Annotated in this window: 19 protein-coding genes; 13 read left to right on the top strand and 6 right to left on the bottom strand. The window is 54.3% G+C overall.

The window, feature by feature from the left end; genetic code table 11:
- Positions 1–69: 69 nt before the first annotated feature.
- Both cls and CFELI_RS11715 read right to left on the bottom strand, forming a co-directional pair.
- Positions 70–1,536: a cardiolipin synthase gene (cls, locus tag CFELI_RS11720; protein WP_277103818.1), complete on the bottom strand. Its 1,467-nt coding sequence runs from the start codon at positions 1,534–1,536 to the stop codon at positions 70–72.
- Positions 1,537–2,289 (bottom strand): exodeoxyribonuclease III, encoded by a 753-nt coding sequence (locus CFELI_RS11715; protein WP_277103817.1) that lies wholly within the window; start codon positions 2,287–2,289, stop codon positions 1,537–1,539.
- A gap of 290 nt (positions 2,290–2,579) precedes the next feature.
- On the opposite strand from CFELI_RS11715, the gene CFELI_RS11710 reads away from it, so the two are divergent.
- On the top strand, positions 2,580–3,233 hold the full coding sequence (locus CFELI_RS11710) for a hypothetical protein (protein WP_277103816.1): 654 nt from the start codon (positions 2,580–2,582) through the stop codon (positions 3,231–3,233).
- 53 nt (positions 3,234–3,286) lie between these two features.
- Positions 3,287–4,174, top strand: coding sequence for a zeta toxin family protein (locus tag CFELI_RS11705; RefSeq protein WP_277103815.1), 888 nt, complete (start codon positions 3,287–3,289; stop codon positions 4,172–4,174).
- Here the strand turns inward: CFELI_RS11705 and CFELI_RS11700 are convergent.
- Together CFELI_RS11700 and CFELI_RS11695 are read right to left on the bottom strand one after the other, a co-directional pair.
- Positions 4,171–5,196, bottom strand: a complete 1,026-nt coding sequence (locus CFELI_RS11700) for an N-acetylglutamate synthase, CG3035 family (RefSeq protein ID WP_277103814.1) — start codon at positions 5,194–5,196, stop codon at positions 4,171–4,173. The genes CFELI_RS11705 and CFELI_RS11700 overlap by 4 nt on opposite strands.
- Before the next feature lie 172 nt (positions 5,197–5,368).
- Positions 5,369–5,965, bottom strand: coding sequence for a peptide deformylase (locus CFELI_RS11695; protein ID WP_277103813.1), 597 nt, complete (start codon positions 5,963–5,965; stop codon positions 5,369–5,371).
- Between the two features lie 85 nt (positions 5,966–6,050).
- On the opposite strand from CFELI_RS11695, the gene CFELI_RS11690 reads away from it, so the two are divergent.
- The 7 genes from CFELI_RS11690 (at position 6,051) to CFELI_RS11660 (ending at position 12,870) form a co-directional block, all read left to right on the top strand.
- Positions 6,051–6,326, top strand: a complete 276-nt coding sequence (locus CFELI_RS11690) for a DUF3263 domain-containing protein (RefSeq protein WP_374724749.1) — start codon at positions 6,051–6,053, stop codon at positions 6,324–6,326.
- Positions 6,327–6,338: 12 nt separating this feature from the next.
- Positions 6,339–6,935, top strand: a complete 597-nt coding sequence (locus tag CFELI_RS11685; RefSeq protein WP_277103812.1) for a LytR C-terminal domain-containing protein — start codon at positions 6,339–6,341, stop codon at positions 6,933–6,935.
- A gap of 245 nt (positions 6,936–7,180) precedes the next feature.
- On the top strand, positions 7,181–8,302 hold the full coding sequence (locus CFELI_RS11680) for a glutamate--cysteine ligase (protein WP_374724748.1): 1,122 nt from the start codon (positions 7,181–7,183) through the stop codon (positions 8,300–8,302).
- Between the two features lie 3 nt (positions 8,303–8,305).
- A complete protein-coding gene (locus CFELI_RS11675; RefSeq protein WP_277103810.1) occupies positions 8,306–8,701 on the top strand; it encodes a hypothetical protein in 396 nt (131 codons plus the stop codon).
- Positions 8,702–9,046: 345 nt separating this feature from the next.
- Positions 9,047–10,882: a BCCT family transporter gene (locus CFELI_RS11670; RefSeq protein ID WP_277103809.1), complete on the top strand. Its 1,836-nt coding sequence runs from the start codon at positions 9,047–9,049 to the stop codon at positions 10,880–10,882.
- Positions 10,883–11,093: 211 nt separating this feature from the next.
- Entirely contained in the window at positions 11,094–11,849 is a 756-nt protein-coding gene (locus CFELI_RS11665; protein WP_277103808.1) for a hypothetical protein, read from the top strand.
- A 340-nt stretch (positions 11,850–12,189) separates the two neighbouring features.
- Complete coding sequence (locus tag CFELI_RS11660) at positions 12,190–12,870, top strand: hypothetical protein (RefSeq protein ID WP_277103807.1); 681 nt, start codon at positions 12,190–12,192, stop codon at positions 12,868–12,870.
- 150 nt (positions 12,871–13,020) lie between these two features.
- Here the strand turns inward: CFELI_RS11660 and CFELI_RS11655 are convergent, their stop codons facing one another.
- On the bottom strand, positions 13,021–13,557 hold the full coding sequence (locus tag CFELI_RS11655) for an acetyl-CoA acetyltransferase (protein WP_277103806.1): 537 nt from the start codon (positions 13,555–13,557) through the stop codon (positions 13,021–13,023).
- Between the two features lie 467 nt (positions 13,558–14,024).
- Positions 14,025–15,389 (bottom strand): dipeptidase, encoded by a 1,365-nt coding sequence (locus CFELI_RS11650; protein WP_277103805.1) that lies wholly within the window; start codon positions 15,387–15,389, stop codon positions 14,025–14,027.
- Positions 15,390–15,580: 191 nt separating this feature from the next.
- Between CFELI_RS11650 and groL the strand changes: the two genes are divergently transcribed.
- From groL to ppk2, 4 genes are all read left to right on the top strand, one after another.
- Positions 15,581–17,221: a chaperonin GroEL gene (gene groL, locus CFELI_RS11645; protein WP_277103804.1), complete on the top strand. Its 1,641-nt coding sequence runs from the start codon at positions 15,581–15,583 to the stop codon at positions 17,219–17,221.
- Positions 17,222–17,821: 600 nt separating this feature from the next.
- The gene (locus tag CFELI_RS11640; protein ID WP_277103803.1) at positions 17,822–18,010 is read left to right on the top strand and encodes a hypothetical protein; all 189 of its coding nucleotides are present in this window, start codon (positions 17,822–17,824) and stop codon (positions 18,008–18,010) included.
- A gap of 45 nt (positions 18,011–18,055) precedes the next feature.
- Positions 18,056–18,262: a hypothetical protein gene (locus CFELI_RS11635; protein WP_277103802.1), complete on the top strand. Its 207-nt coding sequence runs from the start codon at positions 18,056–18,058 to the stop codon at positions 18,260–18,262.
- A gap of 165 nt (positions 18,263–18,427) precedes the next feature.
- Positions 18,428–19,324 carry a polyphosphate kinase 2 gene (ppk2, locus tag CFELI_RS11630; RefSeq protein WP_277103801.1) on the top strand — a complete coding sequence of 299 codons (897 nt, stop codon included), beginning with the start codon at positions 18,428–18,430 and terminating at the stop codon, positions 19,322–19,324.
- Positions 19,325–19,347 lie beyond the last annotated feature (23 nt).

Raw genomic sequence — 19,347 nt, 5'->3', positions numbered from 1 at the left:
CCGCTTGAGCGCGCACCGATATTTTCCGTGCGCGAAATCCTCCCCTCCGCCGCGCACGGGGAGGAATGACTACTGCAAGGCGGAAGTTAGGCGCATCACGTTATCGAGGTAGCGGCGCCCCCACGACCGCTTGTTCCATTCCTCCAAAGTCAGCTCAATAGACTTCGCTTTATACTCTTGGGTCAGCTGTGCAAGCTGCGCAATGATGTCGCCTTCGGACATCATGAGGGAAATTTCGTAATTGAGGCCGAAGCTGCGCATATCCATATTGGAGGAACCCAAAACTCCCACCGAATTGTGGTCATACGGATCGGCGATCACATACTTCGAGTGCAGCACAAAAGGCGCATGGTACTGGTAGATCCGTACCCCAGCTTCCAACAGTGCTTGGTAGTAGGAGGATTGGGCATGCCCGACCATGAATTGGTCGGCTTTTTCACTGACCAACAGGTCTACTTTCACCCCACGGTAACAGGCGGAAGTCACGGCTTCGAGCATGGACTCATCAGGGATGAAATAGGGTGAGCACATGATCAGCCGGTGTTTGGCGTGGTGGATGATGGAGTTGAACATGCGCAGGTTCGGTTCGGTGGTATAGCCAGGACCCGAGGGGACGATCTGCATGGTGTTCACGTCTGCATCTTGGGGTGAGTGGTGTTCCTGGTCGACTACTTCAAGCAGTTCGTCGGATTCGAGGTACCAGTCCACGGCGAAGATCATGTTCAGCTGGGCGACGATCGCCCCGGAGAGTTCGATCATGATGTCTACCCAATGCCGGCCTGCTTTAATATTGGCGCGCAGCAGGTAGGAGCTGTCGATCATGTTGGCTGAGCCCATGAATGCGCGCTGCCCGTCGATGATGAGCATTTTGCGGTGGTTGCGCAGGTCGGGTCGGCGGAAGCGCCAGCGCCAGGGCTGAAGCGGTAGCATGAGGTGCCATTCCACACCGATGGCGGTGAGTCGGCGTCCGAGGGTGCGGTAGCCGGGGTATTTCCAGGAGCCGACGTGGTCGAAGAGTAGGCGTACTTTCACCCCGCGTTGCACGGCGCGCTCTAGGGCGCGGAAGAAGATGTCGGTGCTGTGGTCCCAGGCCATGATGTAGATTTCGACGTGCACGTAATGTTGGGCGGAATCCACGGCTTCGGCCATGCGGCGGATAATGTCGTGGTAATCGGAATGCACCCCGTGGTTGACTCCGGTTACCGCGGGGAGTGAGGTTAAGCGCCGGTTGAGTTTAAAAATAGAGATGATTTCGGGGCTGAGTTTCCCATCGGGGTGGTCGGGGATGGTGGCTTGGACGTTTTTGAGCAGGGCGTTTGCTTCTTGCTGGACGCGGTGGCGGCGTCTGTTAATGTAGGGCGAGCCCATGAGAAGGAACAGCGGCAACCCGAGGTAGGGCAGCGCCAGAATGGCCAGTAGCCAGGCGGTGGAGGAGGAGGGGCGGCGTCCTTCGGGCACGAATCCGATGGCGATGATCTTGATGGAGTAGTCAATGATCAGGCCGATGGTTTGCCAGCTGGTCCAGTCGATGCTCACTTAGTACTCCACGATCACTGGTGCGTGGTCGGAGGCGCCGTCACCTGCCCGTTCCTCCACGTCGATGAAACTGGTTGTGGGGTTAAGGTCGCGACAGAGTTGGAAGTCGATGAGCATGCCTTCCCCGCGTTGGAAGCGCGCACCTTTGTAGTCCCAGTAGGAGTAGCCGTCGATAGGCGAGGCGATGCTGAGACCGGCGTCTAACAGTGCGTCGAATGCTTGCCGTTCTGGTTCGGTGACGTGGGTTTTCCCGGCGAAGGCGGCCATGGACCACACGTGGCGGTCTTCGGGTGCGATGTTGAAGTCGCCGCCAAGCACGAGTGGTCCGGTGGTGTTTGCTACGTGGTTGCGTAGTGCGTAGAGCCAGCGCAGTTTGTAGTCATAGTGGGGGTCGGCGATTTCGCGCCCGTTGGGTACGTACAGGCTCCAGACGCGTACTCCGCCGCAGGTGGCGGCGATGGCGCGGGCTTCGATGTTTTGGGGTTGGGTGGGGTCTTTGTGAAATCCGGGTTGTCCGGGGAATTGCTTGTCGACGTCGTCAAGCCCCACCCTTGACAGAATCGCGACTCCGTTCCACTGGTTGAGCCCGAAGTGTGCGATCTCGTAGTCACTGAATGCATCGTAAGGGAATTGTTCGTCTTTGCATTTTGTTTCTTGCACGAGGCAGACGTCGATGTCGTGGCGTTGGAGAAAAGCGGCCATGCGGTCGACGCGGGTGCGGGCAGAGTTGACGTTCCAGTTGGCGATGCGCATGCGGACAAGTCTACCCAATTGCAACACTTTGGTAACGAATCAGTAACCTAGCAGGCGCAGAATGAATCCGGCATGTATGTGTCGAGGGCCGGTGTGTGGCGTTTCGGTTCCGGTGGCGTTGTGGGAGCGCGGTGCTGCGGTGGAAGTGTGGGGGTGTGGTGCTGTGGCTGGGATGTGGGGAAATATAAGAAAAAAATCACTTATGCAATCGGTTGGGCTGTTAGCATGGAAAAGGCGGTATGGGGGGTAGTCGTGGATGAGGGCTGTGCTCACTCAGGGAAGGAATTTTTGTGGAGTATTACGATTACACACTTTTTGATGTCACTAAAGAAGCAGGAAGCCGCCTTGAGGCGCTGTATTCGCACCTTTCCTTAACAAGCGCCACCGATGCGGAAAGCCGCTGGTGGCGGTTGAAAATTGCGGCATTGAAAGGCTTCCCAACATTTGTCCACTTCACGCATAGTGATCAAATGCGCAGTGCGATTGCGTTAATCAACACCGAAGTTGAATTCCTCACCAGTGCCTACGAGCAACAACTGCAGCTGATATGGAACAAAGAAAACGAACAGCAACTGCGTGCACGAGAACATGCGCGCCGCGCACCGCAAGAGTTCTATGGCCTCAGTGTTGATCCCGCATTAGTGGCAGAGCTAGAACAACATGCACAGCAGCTGCGGACTGTGTACACCCAACTTGCCATCAGCGCGCCGTCGTCTATGGATGAGCGCTGGTGGATGATGAAACTGTCTGAAATGGCGCATTTCCCCTTAGGTATCGGGATTAGTTCCAACGACATGTGCCAGGCACTGATCGCGCTGATAAAAGTGGAAAAAGATTTCCTCGCCCATGCTTATTATGCACAGCTTGCAGTGTTAAGCGACAGCATTGTGAGCACCCTTGCGCAGCAACGCGCCACACAAAAATTCCCAGCGCAGCGCTCATAGGCCGAGTACACACAGCGATAGTTTTGCAGAAAGGTTGAAGGTTTCCCACCCCCATGCTTACAGCACAAGATTTTCTGGTCAGTAAAGAAAACAAAGAGCGCATTATCAGCGACTATATAGATACCGTGTTGTCGGTGCGCCTCGATGCACTAAACCCCCACGTGTTTTTTATCGGCGGGCAGCCAGCCTCCGGTAAAAGCCACCTGATCAACGTGGTGCAATCGCAGCTACCCCACAGCTTCGCAGTCGATTCCGATGAGCTGCGCCTGCGCCACCCCCAGATCAACGAGATTGTGCGTCAAGATCCGCTCCGGATGGACGTGCTCTCCAACGAACCCGTTGGTGAATGGTTCCGCGCCAGCATTGATAAAGCCACGCAGTACCGCGAAAATATCATCATCGAAAACAGCTTCACCCAATCACAGGTGTTGATCAACGAGGCGCAACGCTTGTCCAACGAAGGCTACAGTGTGCATTTCATGGTGATTGCAGCACCCGAAGAAGTATCAAGGCTCGGCGTGGTCAAAAGGTATAAAGATGGGGTGGAAAACAACGGTTTAGCCCGCTGGGCGGCGCAAAGCTCGCACGATAATGCTGTGCGAAAAATCCCGACAGTGGTCGCTGAAATTTTACGCTCCGAAGTGGTGCCGCAGGTGCTGGTGACCACACGAGATCAACGCATAAGCACGGTGCTCAACCGCCCTGAAGAAACTGAGAAGGTATTTGCCCACCTGCGCCAACAGGTACTAACACCCAACGTTGTAGCGGCATGGAAGAAAACCTATGCGCAATGCGCAGGCTTTTTCCTAGCCCGTGGGCTAGTCACCTCCTACACGCAGCCTACGTTAAGCCAGCTGCACTCTGATGCCGAAAAGCTTTTATTCCCCCACGAGCTGCCCGCCGAACACCGAGAGCTTGGGCAAAAATTAGCAGCCCTTTAATTCTCCGGTGCTGTGTGCTGATCGAGCGTGCCATAGCGGTGCCTATGATGTTCGGTGAAGCCGAGCTTTTCATACAGCCCGATACCTGCGGTATTGGTAGAAATGACCTGCAGGTAGGCGGTGTGTGCGCCTTGGTGGGCGCCCCAGCGCAGCATGTGCGCACCGAGTAGGGTGCCGAGGCCACGGCGTCGATAAGCAGGAGCAACCTCAACTGCGGAATAGCCCAAATAATCATCGGTGATCGTGCCCCGTGTGATCGCCACGGTAGTCCCGTCGATTGTCAGGCGACCAAAGCCCATGGTGCCGTCGATCTCAGTGCGCAACAGCTGCAAGGCGCGGGCAGGCAAGGTTGCGCCACGGAAGTGATAGAGGGAAAGCCACTGCTCATCGGGGGTATCATCGACCCGGAACTCGACCGCCATATCCTGCGGCGTGAACTCGTCGACGGTGGGAAGCGTGGCTAAATCCCTCGTCATCACAATGATTTCCGGGCCCAGATCACGCACGTGGCGTAGGGCGGCCTTGCCAATGCGCTCCGGCAGCAAGATCAGCGGGGGCAAGTGGTGGCTGGCATAAAACTGCTGGATTTCGGCGACAGGTACCTCCACGAAAGGCGCGGAAGGCCCGAGCGGGGCGGCGGAATTGGAGCGCTCAGTAATGCCGTCGCCAGCCCGCAACAGCCACTGCCCACAGTCCGACCAGCGGTGTTCAATGCCGGGAAACGCTTTGGCATAGGCCAGCTCAATGGCGCGGATATCGGAATTGCGGATCGTGCGCGGGCTGAGCTTTTTCATAATGTGAATCTCCGGCCACGGCACTTCAATCGCTTCCGCCGCAGAAGGATAGCCCCCAGCGGACTGGGGGCGGATGAGCACGGATATGCCCTGGTTGATGCCGATGATATGGCCGATAATGTCGGTGTGTGCGGCCTGGGCTTCACGCTCAGAAGCGCCAGGCAGGGTGCGGCGTAGAACCACACGATCGCCAATATTGACGGCATCGCTACGGAAAATATGGGACATGGTAAACCGTGTTTCGCTCCTTCAAAAAATCTCCGTACACTCGCCTGCCCGCACCCTCAGATCAGCACGTTGGCTTCAGCTAACAGCCAGCACAGCGGCGCACCTGCCACTTACTGTGAACACGCTCAATAAGCGTAGGCGAAATAGGCGGCAGGTGGCGGGTGGCTGGTGTTTAGTCTTCCTGCTCAACCTGGTCGTGGCCGAATGGGTCCGGATCTACCCCAGGCATCCAGGTTAAACCTTCTTCGGTCCATCCTTCGCGCTTGATAGCTTTCTTTGCGGCACGCTTCCAGCGACCCTGCAACACGTCGGCGTAGACGAAGCCATCGAGGTGACCTACTTCATGTTGGAAACAGCGGGCCAAGAAACCAGTTGCTTCAACGGTGACTTCCTCACCTTGCTCGTTCAGGCCGGTGACTTTCGCCCAATCGGCGCGACCGGTGGGGAAGCCAAGGCCAGGCAGGGAGAGGCAGCCTTCTTCGTCGGAGCCGTCGGTTGCGGGCATGCCGAGGGGGATGTCGGAGGTTTCCAGTACGGGGTTGATGAAGCAGCCGCGGTGGAAAACACCTTCATCGTCGGGGCAGTCGTAGACAAAGATGCGCTTGTTCACGCCGATTTGGTTGGCGGCAAGGCCCACACCGTGGGCGACCTCCATGGTTTCGTACATGTCGGCGATCAGTTCGGCAAGTTCCGATACTGGTTCTGTGACTAGCTCGGTGGGGTTGTGCAGCACAGGGGTGCCGTAGATAACGATGGGGCGTACAGTCATAGAATACAGTGTAAGCATGGATGAGAATCAGCGAGGCTTTTCGCAGCTAGACCCTAGCTTCAGCGCCCCCAGCTTGAGTGCGTCCCTGCCTGGTGGTGTGCGCGGTGCGGATGTGGGTTTTGCGCAGGTGGTGGAGTTTGAAAATTCTGCGCCGAAAACTCTGGGTGCGAAGGAAGAGGCGATTCGCAAGCAGTTGGGCTTAAGCCCGATCCGCTACTATCAGTTGTTAAATATTGCTATTGATATGCCGGAAATTATTGAGAAATTTCCTGTTCTTACCGCTCGTCTTCGCCGCATCCGGGATTCCCGGGAGCAGCAGCGGGTATCCCGGCGTTCGTCCAGCAGCAGCTTCTCACAGTAAGGAACTAGTGTCGTGACCGAAAAAACTCAGCTCCCGCTTCGGGGCGTTGCCATGATTTTATTGGCTGTTGCTTTTTTGCTTGTGGGTTGGGGTGTGTTCTCGCTGACGAATAAGGCGGAGTCACCCGCTGATAGTGCGAGCGTATCGACGCCCTCAACAACTCCCCTGCCCGCTTCGGGTTCGCAGCAGGCTCAAGGTGCGCACAAGACGCCGGCTTCTCTTGATGCGCCGGCACCTGCCCCACAGCCCGCTGAAAGTGAGCAGCCACCGGCTGCACCGGCTGTACCGGCTGCACCGGCCGCACCAGCTGCGCCGAATCCTTCGACGGTGACGGTGAATGTGCTGAATAATTCCACGATTACGGGTTTGGGTTCGCGGGTTCAGGATCGCCTTGCTGGTGAGGGGTATGTGATTGGGCATGTGGGCAATATTGATGGTGCCCAGTTGACCGTGCCACACAATACTGTGTTCTTTAGCGATAATGAAGCGGCTGCCCGTGCATTGGCTGATCGTATTGGGGCGGTGGCGGTGCCGCGTCCTGAGGGTCTGCCGGAAAATTATGTGCAGTCTGGTGCGCTTGCTGTGGTGTTGGCGGGTGAAATCAGCTAGGTCAAAGAACCATTTGAAGAAAGCGGCCATCAGCCCCCACAATGTGGCGTATGTAGTGCAGTTAATGAAATTTTCTTGCGCTCGATGCGTGGTTTTGGGGGTTTGGCATGTTTGTAGCATCGGTGTTGGGGTGTTGATCTGCTACTTTTAGTGGGGTTGTGTTTCGCTTGGGCTTGAAAGTCTTGGAGTGCACAGTAATTCCCCTGTATGTTGCGCCTATGCCTATTTGTGAAGTCTGTTGAGGGATAATGCAAGAATTCTTCGCCTCCGAAAAACCTACGTTGGGTGTGGAATGGGAGCTTGCTCTCATCGACCCAGATACTCGTGATCTTGTGCCTCGTGCAGCTGAGGTTGTCGACATGGTGCGCGCCAAGCACCCTGACATTCATTTGGAGTTGGAGTTTCTCGCCAACACTATTGAGCTGGTTACTCCAGTGTGCGACACGGTGCCTGAGGCTGTGGAGCATTTGCAGTATGCGCTGGATCAGGTGCGTGAGGCAGCGTCGGAGTTAGGTTTGAAGCTGTGGGGTTCGGGTTCGCACCCGTTTTCTGATTTCCGCACCCAACCTACTTCCAGCAAGGGGCGCTATAAGGAGATCATTGCGCGCACCCAGTATTGGGGTAATCAGATGCTTATTTGGGGTATTCATACCCATGTGGGTGTGAAGGATAAGGAGCGGGTGTGGCCGATTATCAACGCGCTTTTGATTCACTACCCGCATTTGTTGGCTTTGACTGCATCTAGCCCCGGCTGGGATGGGATTGATACTGGCTATGCCTCAAATCGCACGATGCTCTACCAGCAGCTGCCCACAGCTGGGCTTCCGTACCAGTTTGAAAGCTGGCAGCAGTGGGAATCCTATATGGATGACCAAGCGATTTCTGGGGTGATTAACCACACCGGCTCCATGCACTTTGATATCCGCCCTGCGGGTAAGTGGGGAACGATCGAGGTGAGGATCTGTGATGCCACCTCCACGCTTGAGGAGCTTGCTGCGGTGGTCGCACTGACGCACTGCCTGGTGGTTTACTATGACCGCATGTTGGATCGGGGGGAGCAGCTTCCTTGTTTGCAGGACTGGCATGTGGCGGAGAATAAGTGGCGTGCGGCTCGTTATGGCATGGATGCGATCATCATTGTCGACCGTGATACCAACGAGCGTTTAGTTACCGATGATGTGCGTGAATGGGTGGAGCGTTTAAGCCCACTAGCCAAGGAGCTGGGGTGTTTCGATGAGCTTCAGTTGGTGTTAAAGATTATCGACCGTGGCGCGGGCTATCAGCGTCAACGGGCACTTTTTGAACAGCATGGTGAGTGGTTTCCTGCGGTGGATGCCACGATTGCGGAGTTGGAAGAGGGGTTTTAGTCCATGACTATTGTGTTGATCCCGAGTACTGGGGAATTGCCGGATGTGTTTACGTCGGTGGTGCAGCAGCTGGATCAACCCAAGATTTTTGCAGCTCAGGGCAGTTTGGCTACCCAGATTAAAGAGTGTGAGAAGTTTTTAGATAAGCATGAGCTTCGCCATTCTGTGGTCTTTGCTTGCCGTGGTACGGGTGCTTTCGTTGCCCAGGCGATCAAGCAGGCCTCGCCGAATCGGGTGGCGGGTATTGTTGCGCTTGGCTACCCGCATGCTGCGTTGAAATTACCCTCGTTTGTGTTTCGGGAGAAGAAGTTGGTGCCGCAGCATATTCCGGTTGTGCACGTAGCTGACGAGGCGCAGATGCTGGAGGTCTTGGCGCGGGAGGATTTTCGCCAGTCTTAGTGTGTGAAGGTGGGAGTGGGAAAATTTTTTCCACTCCCGCTTTTTCTGTGCTGACCTTGAGTTTTTGTTAACAGTGGGGTGTGAAATGGGTGGGGGAGAAATTGATTAGTCATCTTTATTCTGCGTAGCCTAGTAGGTGACAACTTTGTTTTTGTTGCTGTATTTGTATTTCCGGCTGTGTGCTCTTAGCTCACGGTTTTCAATGAAATGCTCGTGCCCTAGCAATGATGCTGCGCCTTTGCGGCGCGGTGATGCGAATGTGGCGCTGATGCGTACATTGTTCATGCCCCATAAAGGTTGTAAGTCAAAGTTTTTTGGCGTGCCTTTTTTGATGAGAAGATTTTTATGAATTTCGAAATGAAGCGGCCTTCTGGCCCTATTTTGCCTAAGCCGAAGACTGAAGAAGAACTGCGTGCAAAAAAGTACGATCCTGATGCTGAGCGCCCGTTTTTAGGGTTGAAGACAGATCCGGTGATCTTCTTCCTCGCCATAGGCGCGATTACTGCCTTCGTGGTGGCCACTATCATGTTCGGCACGCGGCTGCAGGTGGTGTTTGAGCAGTGGGCGGATTCACTGCTGAGGAATCTGGGCTGGATGTATGTCGGCGGCGTGAGCTTGTCCTTGCTGTTTCTCATTTCGATTTTCGCCTCCCGCTATGGGCGCTTGCGTTTGGGGGATGATGAGGATGAGCCGGAGCATTCCTTGCCGGTGTGGTTCGCCATGCTCTTTGCTGGCGGCGTGGGCGCGGTGTTGATGTTTTGGGGTGTGGCTGAGCCGATTAATCACATCTATCACGTCCCGATGGCGAATGAGGAGCCGTTGAGTCGCGCTGCGACTGAGCAGGCGTTGGCTTTCACCTTCTATCACTTCGGCGTGCACATGTGGGTGATTTTGGCGCTGCCTGGTTTGGCTCTGGGATATTTCATTTATAAGCGCAAGTTGCCGCCGCGCTTGTCCTCAGTGTTTGCACCGTTGTTGGGTGCGCGGATTTACTCCCTGCCGGGCAAGCTTATCGACGCCTTATCCATCGTCGGCACAGTGTTCGGCATTGCTGTGTCCGTGGGGTTGGGAACACTGCAGATCAATGCGGGTTTGAACAAGCTGTGGGGTGTTCCCATTGTGGGATGGGTGGAACTTTCCATCATCGTGGTCATTACCGCGGTGGCGTGTTTATCGGTGGCATCGGGGCTGGATAAGGGCATTAAGATCTTATCCAATGTCAATATCGGCATGGCGATCGTATTCATGCTGTTTGTTTTACTCACCGGCCCAACGCTTTCGTTGCTGCGTGCCACGGTGGAAGCTTTTGGTATTTATGCCCAGTGGTTACCCAAGTTGATGTTCTGGACCGACTCCTATCACGATAACCCCGGCTGGCAGGGCAAGTGGACTGTGTTCTATTGGGCATGGACTATCTGCTGGTCGCCGTTTGTGGGCATGTTTGTCGCCCGCATTTCCCGCGGCCGGAGCGTGCGCGAGTATATCGCTGGTGTGTTGGCGTTGCCCACCATTTTCGGCGTGGTGTGGTTTGCGATTTTCGGTCGCGCCGGGTTGGAAGTGGAGTTTAATAATCCTGGATTTTTGACTAAGCCGGTGGTGGAGCACGGCGATGTTTCGGCAGCGCTGTTTACCTTCTTGGAAGCGTATCCGCTGACGGGGCTTGTCTCTGGTTTTGCGTTGGTGATTGTGGTGATTTTCTTCATCACCTCGATTGATTCTTCCGCCATGGTTAATGACATGTTTTGTACGGGTGAAGAGAATAAGAGCCCGACGCTTTATCGGGTGGCGTGGGCAATTATGATCGGTGCTGTGGCGGCTGCGTTGTTGATTATGTCGCCAAATAGTGGCATTGCTACGTTGCAGCAAGTGGTGATTATTGTGGCCTTGCCGTTCTTCTTTGTGCATTTCGTCATGATGTACTCGTTGCTCAAGGGTATGAATGATGATTCGGCGGCTGCGCGTCGTGTGGTGACTCGTCGCTGGGAAAAGACGGATACGGCAGAGAAGCTTGAGGCGCATGAGGCGATGCCTGCTCCTGGTTTTGATGAGGAGGGTAATCCGTTGCCGGTGTTGGAAATGGAGCATGATGCTGAGGGCAATATTGTGATTTCCGGCAATGTGGTTATTGATGGTGATTTGGGCGTAACGGGTGATGTAAATGACGATGCCGAGGTGAAATAGCACCTGAGGCGGTGGCGCGTAAGGTGACAAATTCTTAGTTTTACACCTGTAAAACTAAGCAAACATGCAGCAGACTTGCAAACAAACCTTAAGGCAAGTTATGTTTAATTAGATTTTGTTGATATTCGGGTTCATTGCCAATTGCTGTTCTTGGTTATGTTTTTCAAGAGGGTATTGGGGATGAAGCTTACCAAGCTGAAAGGGATCTTTGATGAAGAACTCCGTACGCAAGTATGCCGCATCTTTGTTTGCTGCTTCCGTTGTGGCTGTCGCTGCTCCTACCGCTTTCGCTGCGACTCCTGATCTGGTGACTGTCAAGGTTAAGGCTGATGGTGCTCAGTGCAAGATTGATGCTGCTGTGACCACCGATGCTGCTTCTCTGACCCCTTTTAAAAAGGATGCAGAAGCTGCATTGGCTGATCTGAAGGAAAAGCACGGCTTCAGTGATGATGACTTTGCCAAGCTTGAGGGCGCGCAAGGCACCGAAGCCTTTGTGAAGTTCACCGAAGGTTTGGATCAGGAAAAGCAAGAGCAGATTGCATTCCTCATTGTTTCTAACATCAAGCTTTCCAAGGGTGAGTTCTTTGGTGATCCAAAGTCTCTGGCACCATTGAAGGACGAGGTAATCACCAAGGAAGATGCCAAGAAGGAATCTGAGGAAATCAAGGCTGAACTTGGCAAGAAACCTGAGCTTTCTGATTCTGAGAAGAAGTACGAGCCATTGCTCACCTCCTTTAATAAGGTGGTTGACGCTGCTTACGCCCCATTTGTAAAGGCGCTAGACGCTTGCGTTGCTGGTAAGGACTACGATTCCACCGCTAAGCCAATGGCACCACAGGGCTCCTCTGTCGAGTGGAGCACCAAGACCATTGTTGGTGTTGTTCTTGCAGTAATCGCAGCTCTTGGTGGTTTGTTCGCTGCTGTGGGCAAGTTCCTGCCAAACTTCAAGAACTTCCTGAAGTTCTAATCACTTTTTTGCTGTGCACCAGTAATGGGTGTGAGGCTCATGATTGCTCATGGGCGTCACACCCTTTTACTGTTTGTAGTGCAGCGAGGATTATTTACCAGCAGGTGTCGTAGCGCAGAATTATGACGGGAGAATAGAGATCGGCACATGCCCAAAAATTACCTATTAATCTTTGGGTGATTGATTCAAAAATACTGATTCGACTTTCAGCGAACAGAGGGAAAATTGACCTGCGGTTTTACATGTAGCACTTGCTCTATGTCGAATCAATTTTTTGCTAATATATCGAAACCTCCAACGTTTAGCAGAAAAGCCCCACCCATGAACGAGCACACGACTAGTGGATACCCTCTACGCTACGCGCTGGTGGGTTGATGGTCGGGTTTTAGTAGCGTCAATGAATGTAAGGGCATTGTTTGTTGAAGATTCATTGGAACCATGGGAAGCACTGCAGAGGATTGCGCAAGGTGCGATCGATTATTTAAAGAACAATCATGGATTCACCGATACGGATCTCTACGCCATTTCGCATGGTCGATCGAATCCTCGTTTCCACGAGTTTGCCGCGGAGCTGTCCTCTGTGGATCGGCTACGCCTTGCGTTGGTTATAGCCAATAACTACCGGCTTGCCCAGGGGCAATTTCCTTTTGCTGATGGTGCGTTCGATGATCTGAAGAAGGAAGCCTTTACTAAGGCAGAAGCGAAGGCACAAAAGCAAAAGTTCAAAGCCTTCGAGGGGCTCAAACCAGAGTTTGCGCAGAAGAAGAAATATGCACCACTTTTCAAGGTGGCAAACGCCTTGAGTGAGGGTTTTATCACCCCCTGCACGGAAGCGCTCGATGCGTGCGTTGAAGGTAGGAATTACGATTCCACGCAGAAACCACCAGCCGACCAAGGGGCAGCACAGTGGAATACTCCCACGATCATTGGTGTGGTCACAGCTATTATTGCAGCGCTAGGTGGCCTGATCGCTGCAGTGGCAAGCATGACGCCACATATCAAATATATGCTCAGGCTGTAATTTTCGGCTAAAACCAGTACCACCCTCAGGAGAAAAGATTAATCCCGCCTCAAAGCTTGTCATTGAGGCGGGCTTGATGGTGAGCGCCTGTAGTAAAGCAGCTAGTTTCCTTCGGCTACTGCGATATGCACAAGAAAAACTGAAGCCAGGTTAACGGTGAAGCAGGTAGGCTGCGGTGCTTAAAGCACTGGCGGCCGACTGATTCTTGGTGCTGCCAAAACCGAGCGCCCAGTGGCGTTTCCTATTGTGCGCAACAAGAATGAACGTGGCGGTGGATTCAAAAATCTCGTACTGGTGGAAGCGTAAGATCTCCACGCGGCGACCGGCGTCGGCAAGCAGATGCGTCGCGGCCGAAACGGGACCGGAAGCAATAATAGAAAGCTCGGTAGTCTCACGCCCCGAAGCCGTTGGGGTGCTCAACGTTGCGTGATACTCATCATGGGTACCGCGCAGCTTCGTCACTTCACCCAAGTGCAGGCGCATATCAGGGTCGGGGGCGTAGGTTGCCATGAATGTCCGCCACTGCATGTTGCGTGCCTCATCACGCAGCCCGGCTGGAAGGCGGTGGCCGAAGCGGGCGAAGAATGGGTCATCTGCAAAGGTGCGGGTTGTTGTTTTCGGGCGTGCGGGCGCGCGGTGGTAAGAGGTATAGGTTGAGCGCTTAAATGTGGGGGAAGCGGTGATCATTATGGGGGCTCCTTGAATACATGTGAAGGCCGTGAAAATTGTTCCAGCGCTAGGAAATCGCTTTGATAGGGGAAAATTTTTGCGGATCGTGGGTGGAGCCGACTCGTTTTCACTACGAAGTGTCAAGAATGGACAAAAAATGTGGTGCCATTTCCGCCATTCTTCACAACCAGCACTCCAAGAGTGAGACATGGAGTACCAATGCATGGGATAGTAACTTGAGCCACACTGTGGAGGCAAGGAAGCTTCGCCAAATTCACACTTCTGGGGGTAGCACAAAGGATAGGTGTGTGTCTGAACTGGTGTTATGTCTTTGTATTGGGTGTGGGGAATATGGGATTGTCCAATAATGCTGGGTGTGAAGTCTGTGAAAAACACACGGGCATACACCCGATGGCGAAAGGGGGAAGGGAGCAAAAAGCGCCTACCCTCAGCGAAGAAGGGGTAGGCGCTTTAAAAATTAGCTATTACTTGCCGTAATTAAGCAGGAACGTAGCCTCAGCAATGGCAATGTCGCGGATCTCATCAGGATCCACCGACTCGTTTGGGGAGTGGATAGTGCACTTTGGCTCCTCCACACCAAACAAGGTCAGTTCAGCATGGGGGTTGATCTCCATGAGCTCAGTGCACAGCGGAATGGAACCACCTGCACCGACCACCATGAGCTCCTTATCGTCATAAGCAGCACGTAGGCAGCGGCTAAACACCTCAACGGCGGGGCCGTCGATCGAGCCGGAGAAGGGCTGGTTAATATCGAACGCTTCAGCTTGCACCTTCACACCCCATGGTGCATGTGCATGGGCGTGTGCGACTACAGCCTCGGCTACTTCGGCGGCATCCATTCCTGGGGGCACGCGCAGGTTCAGGCGTGCGCTCGCGGTTGCGGGAACAGCATTCACAGCCTGCTCAACAGGGGTGGAGCTGAAACCGGTCACGGAGATGGCAGGGCGAGCCCACACCATATCGGCGGGGTCGTCGTGATCGTCACCCATGATGGCGACCCCATCGAGGATACCGGCGTCGGCGCGGAAGGTGTCGGGGTCATAACCTGCGCCGTCCCACTTGCGGGTGCAATCAACACCATCGATAACGGTGCGGCCGGTCTGGTCGCGGAAAGAATCGATCAGGCGAATCAATGCGGCGGTCGCATCCGGTGCGGCACCGCCGAAAGAACCGGAGTGCACTGGGGTTTCGAGAGTGTCAACGCGCAGGTCGATCTGTGCACCACCACGCAAGGTGGTGGTCAGGGTTGGCTCACCCACGGCAGTGTTGCCGGAATCGGCAATAAGAATAACGTCAGCGCTAAACAGCTCAGGCTGTTCCGCAATCAGTGCGGACAGTTCCGCGCCGCCTTGCTCTTCCGAACCTTCTACCAGCACTTTTAAGCCGAGGTCGGTGCCGCCCAGTTCGTTCACGGCGCGCAGCGCGGCTAGGTGCATGACGGCGTTGCCTTTACAGTCGGCGGCACCCCGGGCGTACCAGCGGCCATCGCGCTCGGTCAGGGTGAAAGGATCGGAGATCCAGTCTTCGCGGTTTCCTGCGGGCACCACATCATAGTGGCAGTACAGCAGCACGGTGGGGGCGTTACCAACCGCGGCTTCGGTTCCGATGAAGGTGGGGGAGCCGGTTTCTTCTTTATATGCGGTCACGTCCAGACCCACGCTGGATAGTGCGGTGCGGATCCATTCTGCGGCGCCTGTGTGGGCGTCGGCAAGCTCGGGCACGCTGTGCACGGAGTTGAAGGAGGTCAGCGCGGATAGGTCTGCGAAGATGCGCTCGCGTTGCCCTTCAATCAGGGGGCGAAGGGCGGCGGATGTTTCATGAATGCTCATGGCTGATAAGTGTAGTCGTGTTGCGTGTCGACGCCGGTGCCAGCACCCTGGATCGTGTGTGGGGTCGCTGGGAGCGAATATTCTTGCACTCGATAGGTTAGACTGCTAGAACGGACTTAGCACTGAGCACGGTTGAGTGCTAGACGAAAGCAACATTCTTCAAACCGTATGTATAAGGAGCTTGAGAAAACATGGCAAAGATCATTGCCTTTGACGAGGAAGCACGTCGCGGCCTTGAGCGTGGCCTCAACACTTTGGCCGACGCTGTGAAGGTCACCTTGGGGCCTAAGGGTCGCAACGTTGTTCTGGAGAAGAGCTGGGGTGCCCCAACCATCACCAACGACGGTGTTTCCATCGCCCGCGAGATTGAGCTGGAAGATCCTTACGAGAAGATCGGCGCTGAGCTGGTCAAGGAAGTAGCCAAGAAGACTGACGACGTCGCCGGCGACGGCACCACCACCGCCACCGTGTTGGCTCAGGCTTTGGTGCGCGAAGGTTTGCGTAACGTTGCTGCAGGCTCCAACCCCATGGGTATTAAGCGCGGCATCGAAAAGGCTGTTGCAGCCGTCACGGAGAAGCTCCTTGCTGGTGCGAAGGAAGTAGAAACCGAAGAGGAAATCGCCGCAACCGCAGGTATTTCCGCAGCCGACCCAGCGATCGGTGCACAGATTGCTAAGGCAATGTACGCCGTTGGTGGTGGCCAGCTGAACAAGGAATCCGTGATCACCGTTGAAGAGTCCAACACTTTCGGTGTTGAGCTTGAGGTCACCGAGGGTATGCGCTTTGATAAGGGCTACATCTCCGGCTACTTCGCTACCGACATGGAGCGTCTTGAGGCTGTGCTGGAGGATCCTTATATCCTTCTGGTCTCCGGCAAGATTTCTAACATTAAGGAATTGCTGCCACTGCTGGAGAAGGTTATGCAGACCGGCAAGCCACTGCTGATCATCGCTGAAGATGTTGAGGGCGAAGCACTGTCCACCCTCGTGGTGAACAAGATCCGCGGCACCTTCAAGTCTGTGGCTGTGAAGGCTCCAGGTTTCGGCGATCGCCGTAAGGCTAACCTGCAGGATATGGCTATCCTCACCGGTGGCCAGGTTATTGCTGAAGAGGTTGGTCTTTCTGTAGAAACCGCTGATATCCCACTTCTAGGTCGCGCACGCAAGGTTGTTGTGACCAAGGATGACACCACCATTGTTGAGGGTGCAGGCTCCGCAGAGCAGATCCAGGGTCGCGTGAACCAGATCCGCGCTGAGATTGAGAACTCCGATTCTGAGTACGACCGTGAGAAGCTGCAGGAGCGCTTGGCTAAGCTGGCCGGTGGCGTTGCAGTGATCAAGGTTGGTGCCGCTACTGAGGTTGAGCTTAAGGAGCGCAAGCACCGCATTGAGGATGCTGTGCGCAACGCTAAGGCTGCTGTTGAAGAGGGCATTGTTGCCGGTGGTGGCGTCGCACTGCTGCAGGCAGCACACGTTCTTGATGGCGACCTCGACCTGAGTGGCGATGAGGCTACCGGTGTGAAGATTGTGCGTGAGGCACTGTCGGCACCACTGAAGCAGATCGCTTTCAACGCTGGCCTGGAGCCAGGTGTTGTTGCCGATAAGGTGTCTAACCTGCCAGCAGGTGAGGGCCTGAACGCTGCGACTGGTGAGTATGTGGACCTGATGGCTGCGGGCATTAACGATCCTGTGAAGGTGACCCGTTCTGCACTGCAGAACGCTGCGTCTATCGCTGCGCTGTTCTTGACCACTGAGGCTGTTGTGGCTGATAAGCCAGAGCCAGCGGCACCAGCTATGCCTGGCGCTGATGAGATGGGTGGCATGGGCTTCTAGTCTGTTCCCTTAAAATCGCCCCAAGGAAGCCTCCTTGGGGCGATTTTTTATCGGATGGTATTGACAGCCCATAGGTGCGCCAAAACTCATGTGCGGGGTTAGGTGAATCTTAAGAAGTCTGATGTGTGCATTGTGGTGGGTAAAAAATGCAAATTTCATCCAAATTTTGGAATATTTTCAGCTTTGTTTCTGGGTGATCTGCGCTAAATTTTTGTGCGTGTTGTATCCTGTGTCACCACCGCAGAGGTGCGGTATTACCCCCTGAAAGGGGTAAAAATTAGGGTGTTGGAATACAAATTTTTAGCAATTTTTCGCAGTTTTGCAGTTATCGTGAGCGCTTTAAATGCCGTTACACAATTGCGATTTTTTTCCGCTAACGCCCCTGCTACTAACCTATGTATATGCAGGTCAGACGCTTTTCGGGGAAGAAAATTTTTTTCTCTAGTCGGGAAACGGTTGGGTGGAGTTGCTGTGGTGCTACCGCTTGACGTTTGTGAAACCTATGGCAGAATGTGTTCTCAGAGATGCCCAACACTCATGGGTGTCGGCACATTGGAAAACGAGCCAGTGCCAAGCTGGCGACCAAGCAAGGAGATATTCATGGATCTTTCTGTGATCATCGATCAGATCGAGAAGTTCGTTAAGTTCGTCCGCAACTTCGCTAACCTGTTCCAGAACACCCCTAAGTTCATCGTTGATGCTGGTGGCTTCGTTTCCTCCTTCAAGGAGAACTACGGCGTAACCAAGGGTCTGCTGAGCGCTGCTAAGCCTGAGGCCACCCAGTCTTAATGAGCTTCGTGGCTCTTGTAGCTTCAAGAGCCTCCATGGCGAGTAGTGGATGATGCTCGTCTCAACAAATACACACTCGATTATCTATTTCAGGAGATTAATAATATGGACGCTGCAGCAAAATTCGCTGAGGTTATGAGCAAGTGGATTTCCCTTTCCGGTGAGGGCCTCGTTGGTGGCTTCTTCGGTGTTCTGCGTTCCCTCGCAAACGTTCTGGAGCCACTGGCTAACCTGCTCAGCTTCGTTAAGTAAGCTCGGCGCTTTTCAAGCTCATAAGGCTTCATAAGTCCCCGTTGCACATCTTGGGTGTGAAACGGGGACTTCCTTATTGGCGGTGTCGAAAAAACTTTGAATATAACCAGAAAATCTCCGCACAACTCCCGCCCGAACTGACTGCATGCGGGGTAAACTCAAACTATGGCTGACTCCGAAAAAGACCTGCCCGTCATCGACCTCGCTGCGACCGAGGGCTACATCGTCGACGACACCGACGAAGACGACCCGGTACTTCTTTCACCGGACGGAACCCCCATTGAAACGTGGCGGGAAAACTACCCTTATGAAGAGCGGATTACCCGCAACGAATACGAGCACACTAAGCGCGCACTCCAAATTGAACTGCTGAAATGGCAAAACTGGACCAAAGACACCGGCCAGCGCCACATCATCCTTTTTGAGGGTCGTGACGCCGCCGGTAAGGGTGGCACGATCAAGCGCTTCAACGAGCACCTTAACCCACGTGGTGCGCGTACTGTCGCTTTGGAAAAGCCCTCGCCACGCGAATCCACCTCGTGGTACTTCCAGCGCTACATTCAGCACTTCCCCTGCGCCGGTGAAATCGTCTTCTTCGACCGCTCCTGGTACAACCGCTCTGGTGTGGAGCGCGTGATGGGTTTCTGTACGGAATCACAGCACGCTGAATTCCTCCGGGAAGTCCCCATGCTGGAAAACATGATCTTAGGCTCCGGTATCTCCCTGACGAAGTTCTGGTTCTCCGTATCGCAAAAAGAACAGCGCACCCGCTTCGCAATCCGCCAAGTCGATCCTGTGCGCCAGTGGAAGCTTTCGCCCATGGATCTAGCGTCTTTGGACAAGTGGGATGACTACACCCGCGCGAAGGAAGAGCAATTCCGTTATACCGATACGGATGAATCCCCTTGGATTACCATCCGCTCAAACGACAAGAAGCGTGCACGCTTGAATGCGATGCGCTACATCTTGAGCAAGTTTGAATACACCAACAAAGACCACGATGTGGTCGGCGAACCCGATCCTCTGATCGTCATGCGCGGACGGGATCAAATCGGGGACTAAACCCTTAAAAACATCGCAAGATT

This window comes from Corynebacterium felinum, assembly GCF_030408755.1.
Classification (GTDB): Bacteria; Actinomycetota; Actinomycetes; order Mycobacteriales; family Mycobacteriaceae; genus Corynebacterium; species Corynebacterium felinum.
Note: the sequence above shows the minus strand (reverse complement) of the source record. Positions and strands in the feature narration are given on the sequence as shown.

What these genes read in the sequence shown, in the direction of transcription:
- CFELI_RS11700 (WP_277103814.1), bottom strand. Translation starts at nt 5,196, where the DNA reads ATGTCCCATATTTTCCGTAGCGATGCCGTCAATATTGGCGATCGTGTG.
- ppk2 (WP_277103801.1), top strand. Translation starts at nt 18,428, where the DNA reads ATGGCTGACTCCGAAAAAGACCTGCCCGTCATCGACCTCGCTGCGACC.
- CFELI_RS11705 (WP_277103815.1), top strand. Translation starts at nt 3,287, where the DNA reads ATGCTTACAGCACAAGATTTTCTGGTCAGTAAAGAAAACAAAGAGCGC.
- CFELI_RS11715 (WP_277103817.1), bottom strand. Translation starts at nt 2,289, where the DNA reads ATGCGCATCGCCAACTGGAACGTCAACTCTGCCCGCACCCGCGTCGAC.
- groL (WP_277103804.1), top strand. Translation starts at nt 15,581, where the DNA reads ATGGCAAAGATCATTGCCTTTGACGAGGAAGCACGTCGCGGCCTTGAG.
- CFELI_RS11640 (WP_277103803.1), top strand. Translation starts at nt 17,822, where the DNA reads ATGGATCTTTCTGTGATCATCGATCAGATCGAGAAGTTCGTTAAGTTC.
- CFELI_RS11675 (WP_277103810.1), top strand. Translation starts at nt 8,306, where the DNA reads ATGACTATTGTGTTGATCCCGAGTACTGGGGAATTGCCGGATGTGTTT.
- CFELI_RS11670 (WP_277103809.1), top strand. Translation starts at nt 9,047, where the DNA reads ATGAATTTCGAAATGAAGCGGCCTTCTGGCCCTATTTTGCCTAAGCCG.
- CFELI_RS11665 (WP_277103808.1), top strand. Translation starts at nt 11,094, where the DNA reads ATGAAGAACTCCGTACGCAAGTATGCCGCATCTTTGTTTGCTGCTTCC.
- CFELI_RS11695 (WP_277103813.1), bottom strand. Translation starts at nt 5,965, where the DNA reads ATGACTGTACGCCCCATCGTTATCTACGGCACCCCTGTGCTGCACAAC.
- CFELI_RS11655 (WP_277103806.1), bottom strand. Translation starts at nt 13,557, where the DNA reads ATGATCACCGCTTCCCCCACATTTAAGCGCTCAACCTATACCTCTTAC.
- CFELI_RS11650 (WP_277103805.1), bottom strand. Translation starts at nt 15,389, where the DNA reads ATGAGCATTCATGAAACATCCGCCGCCCTTCGCCCCCTGATTGAAGGG.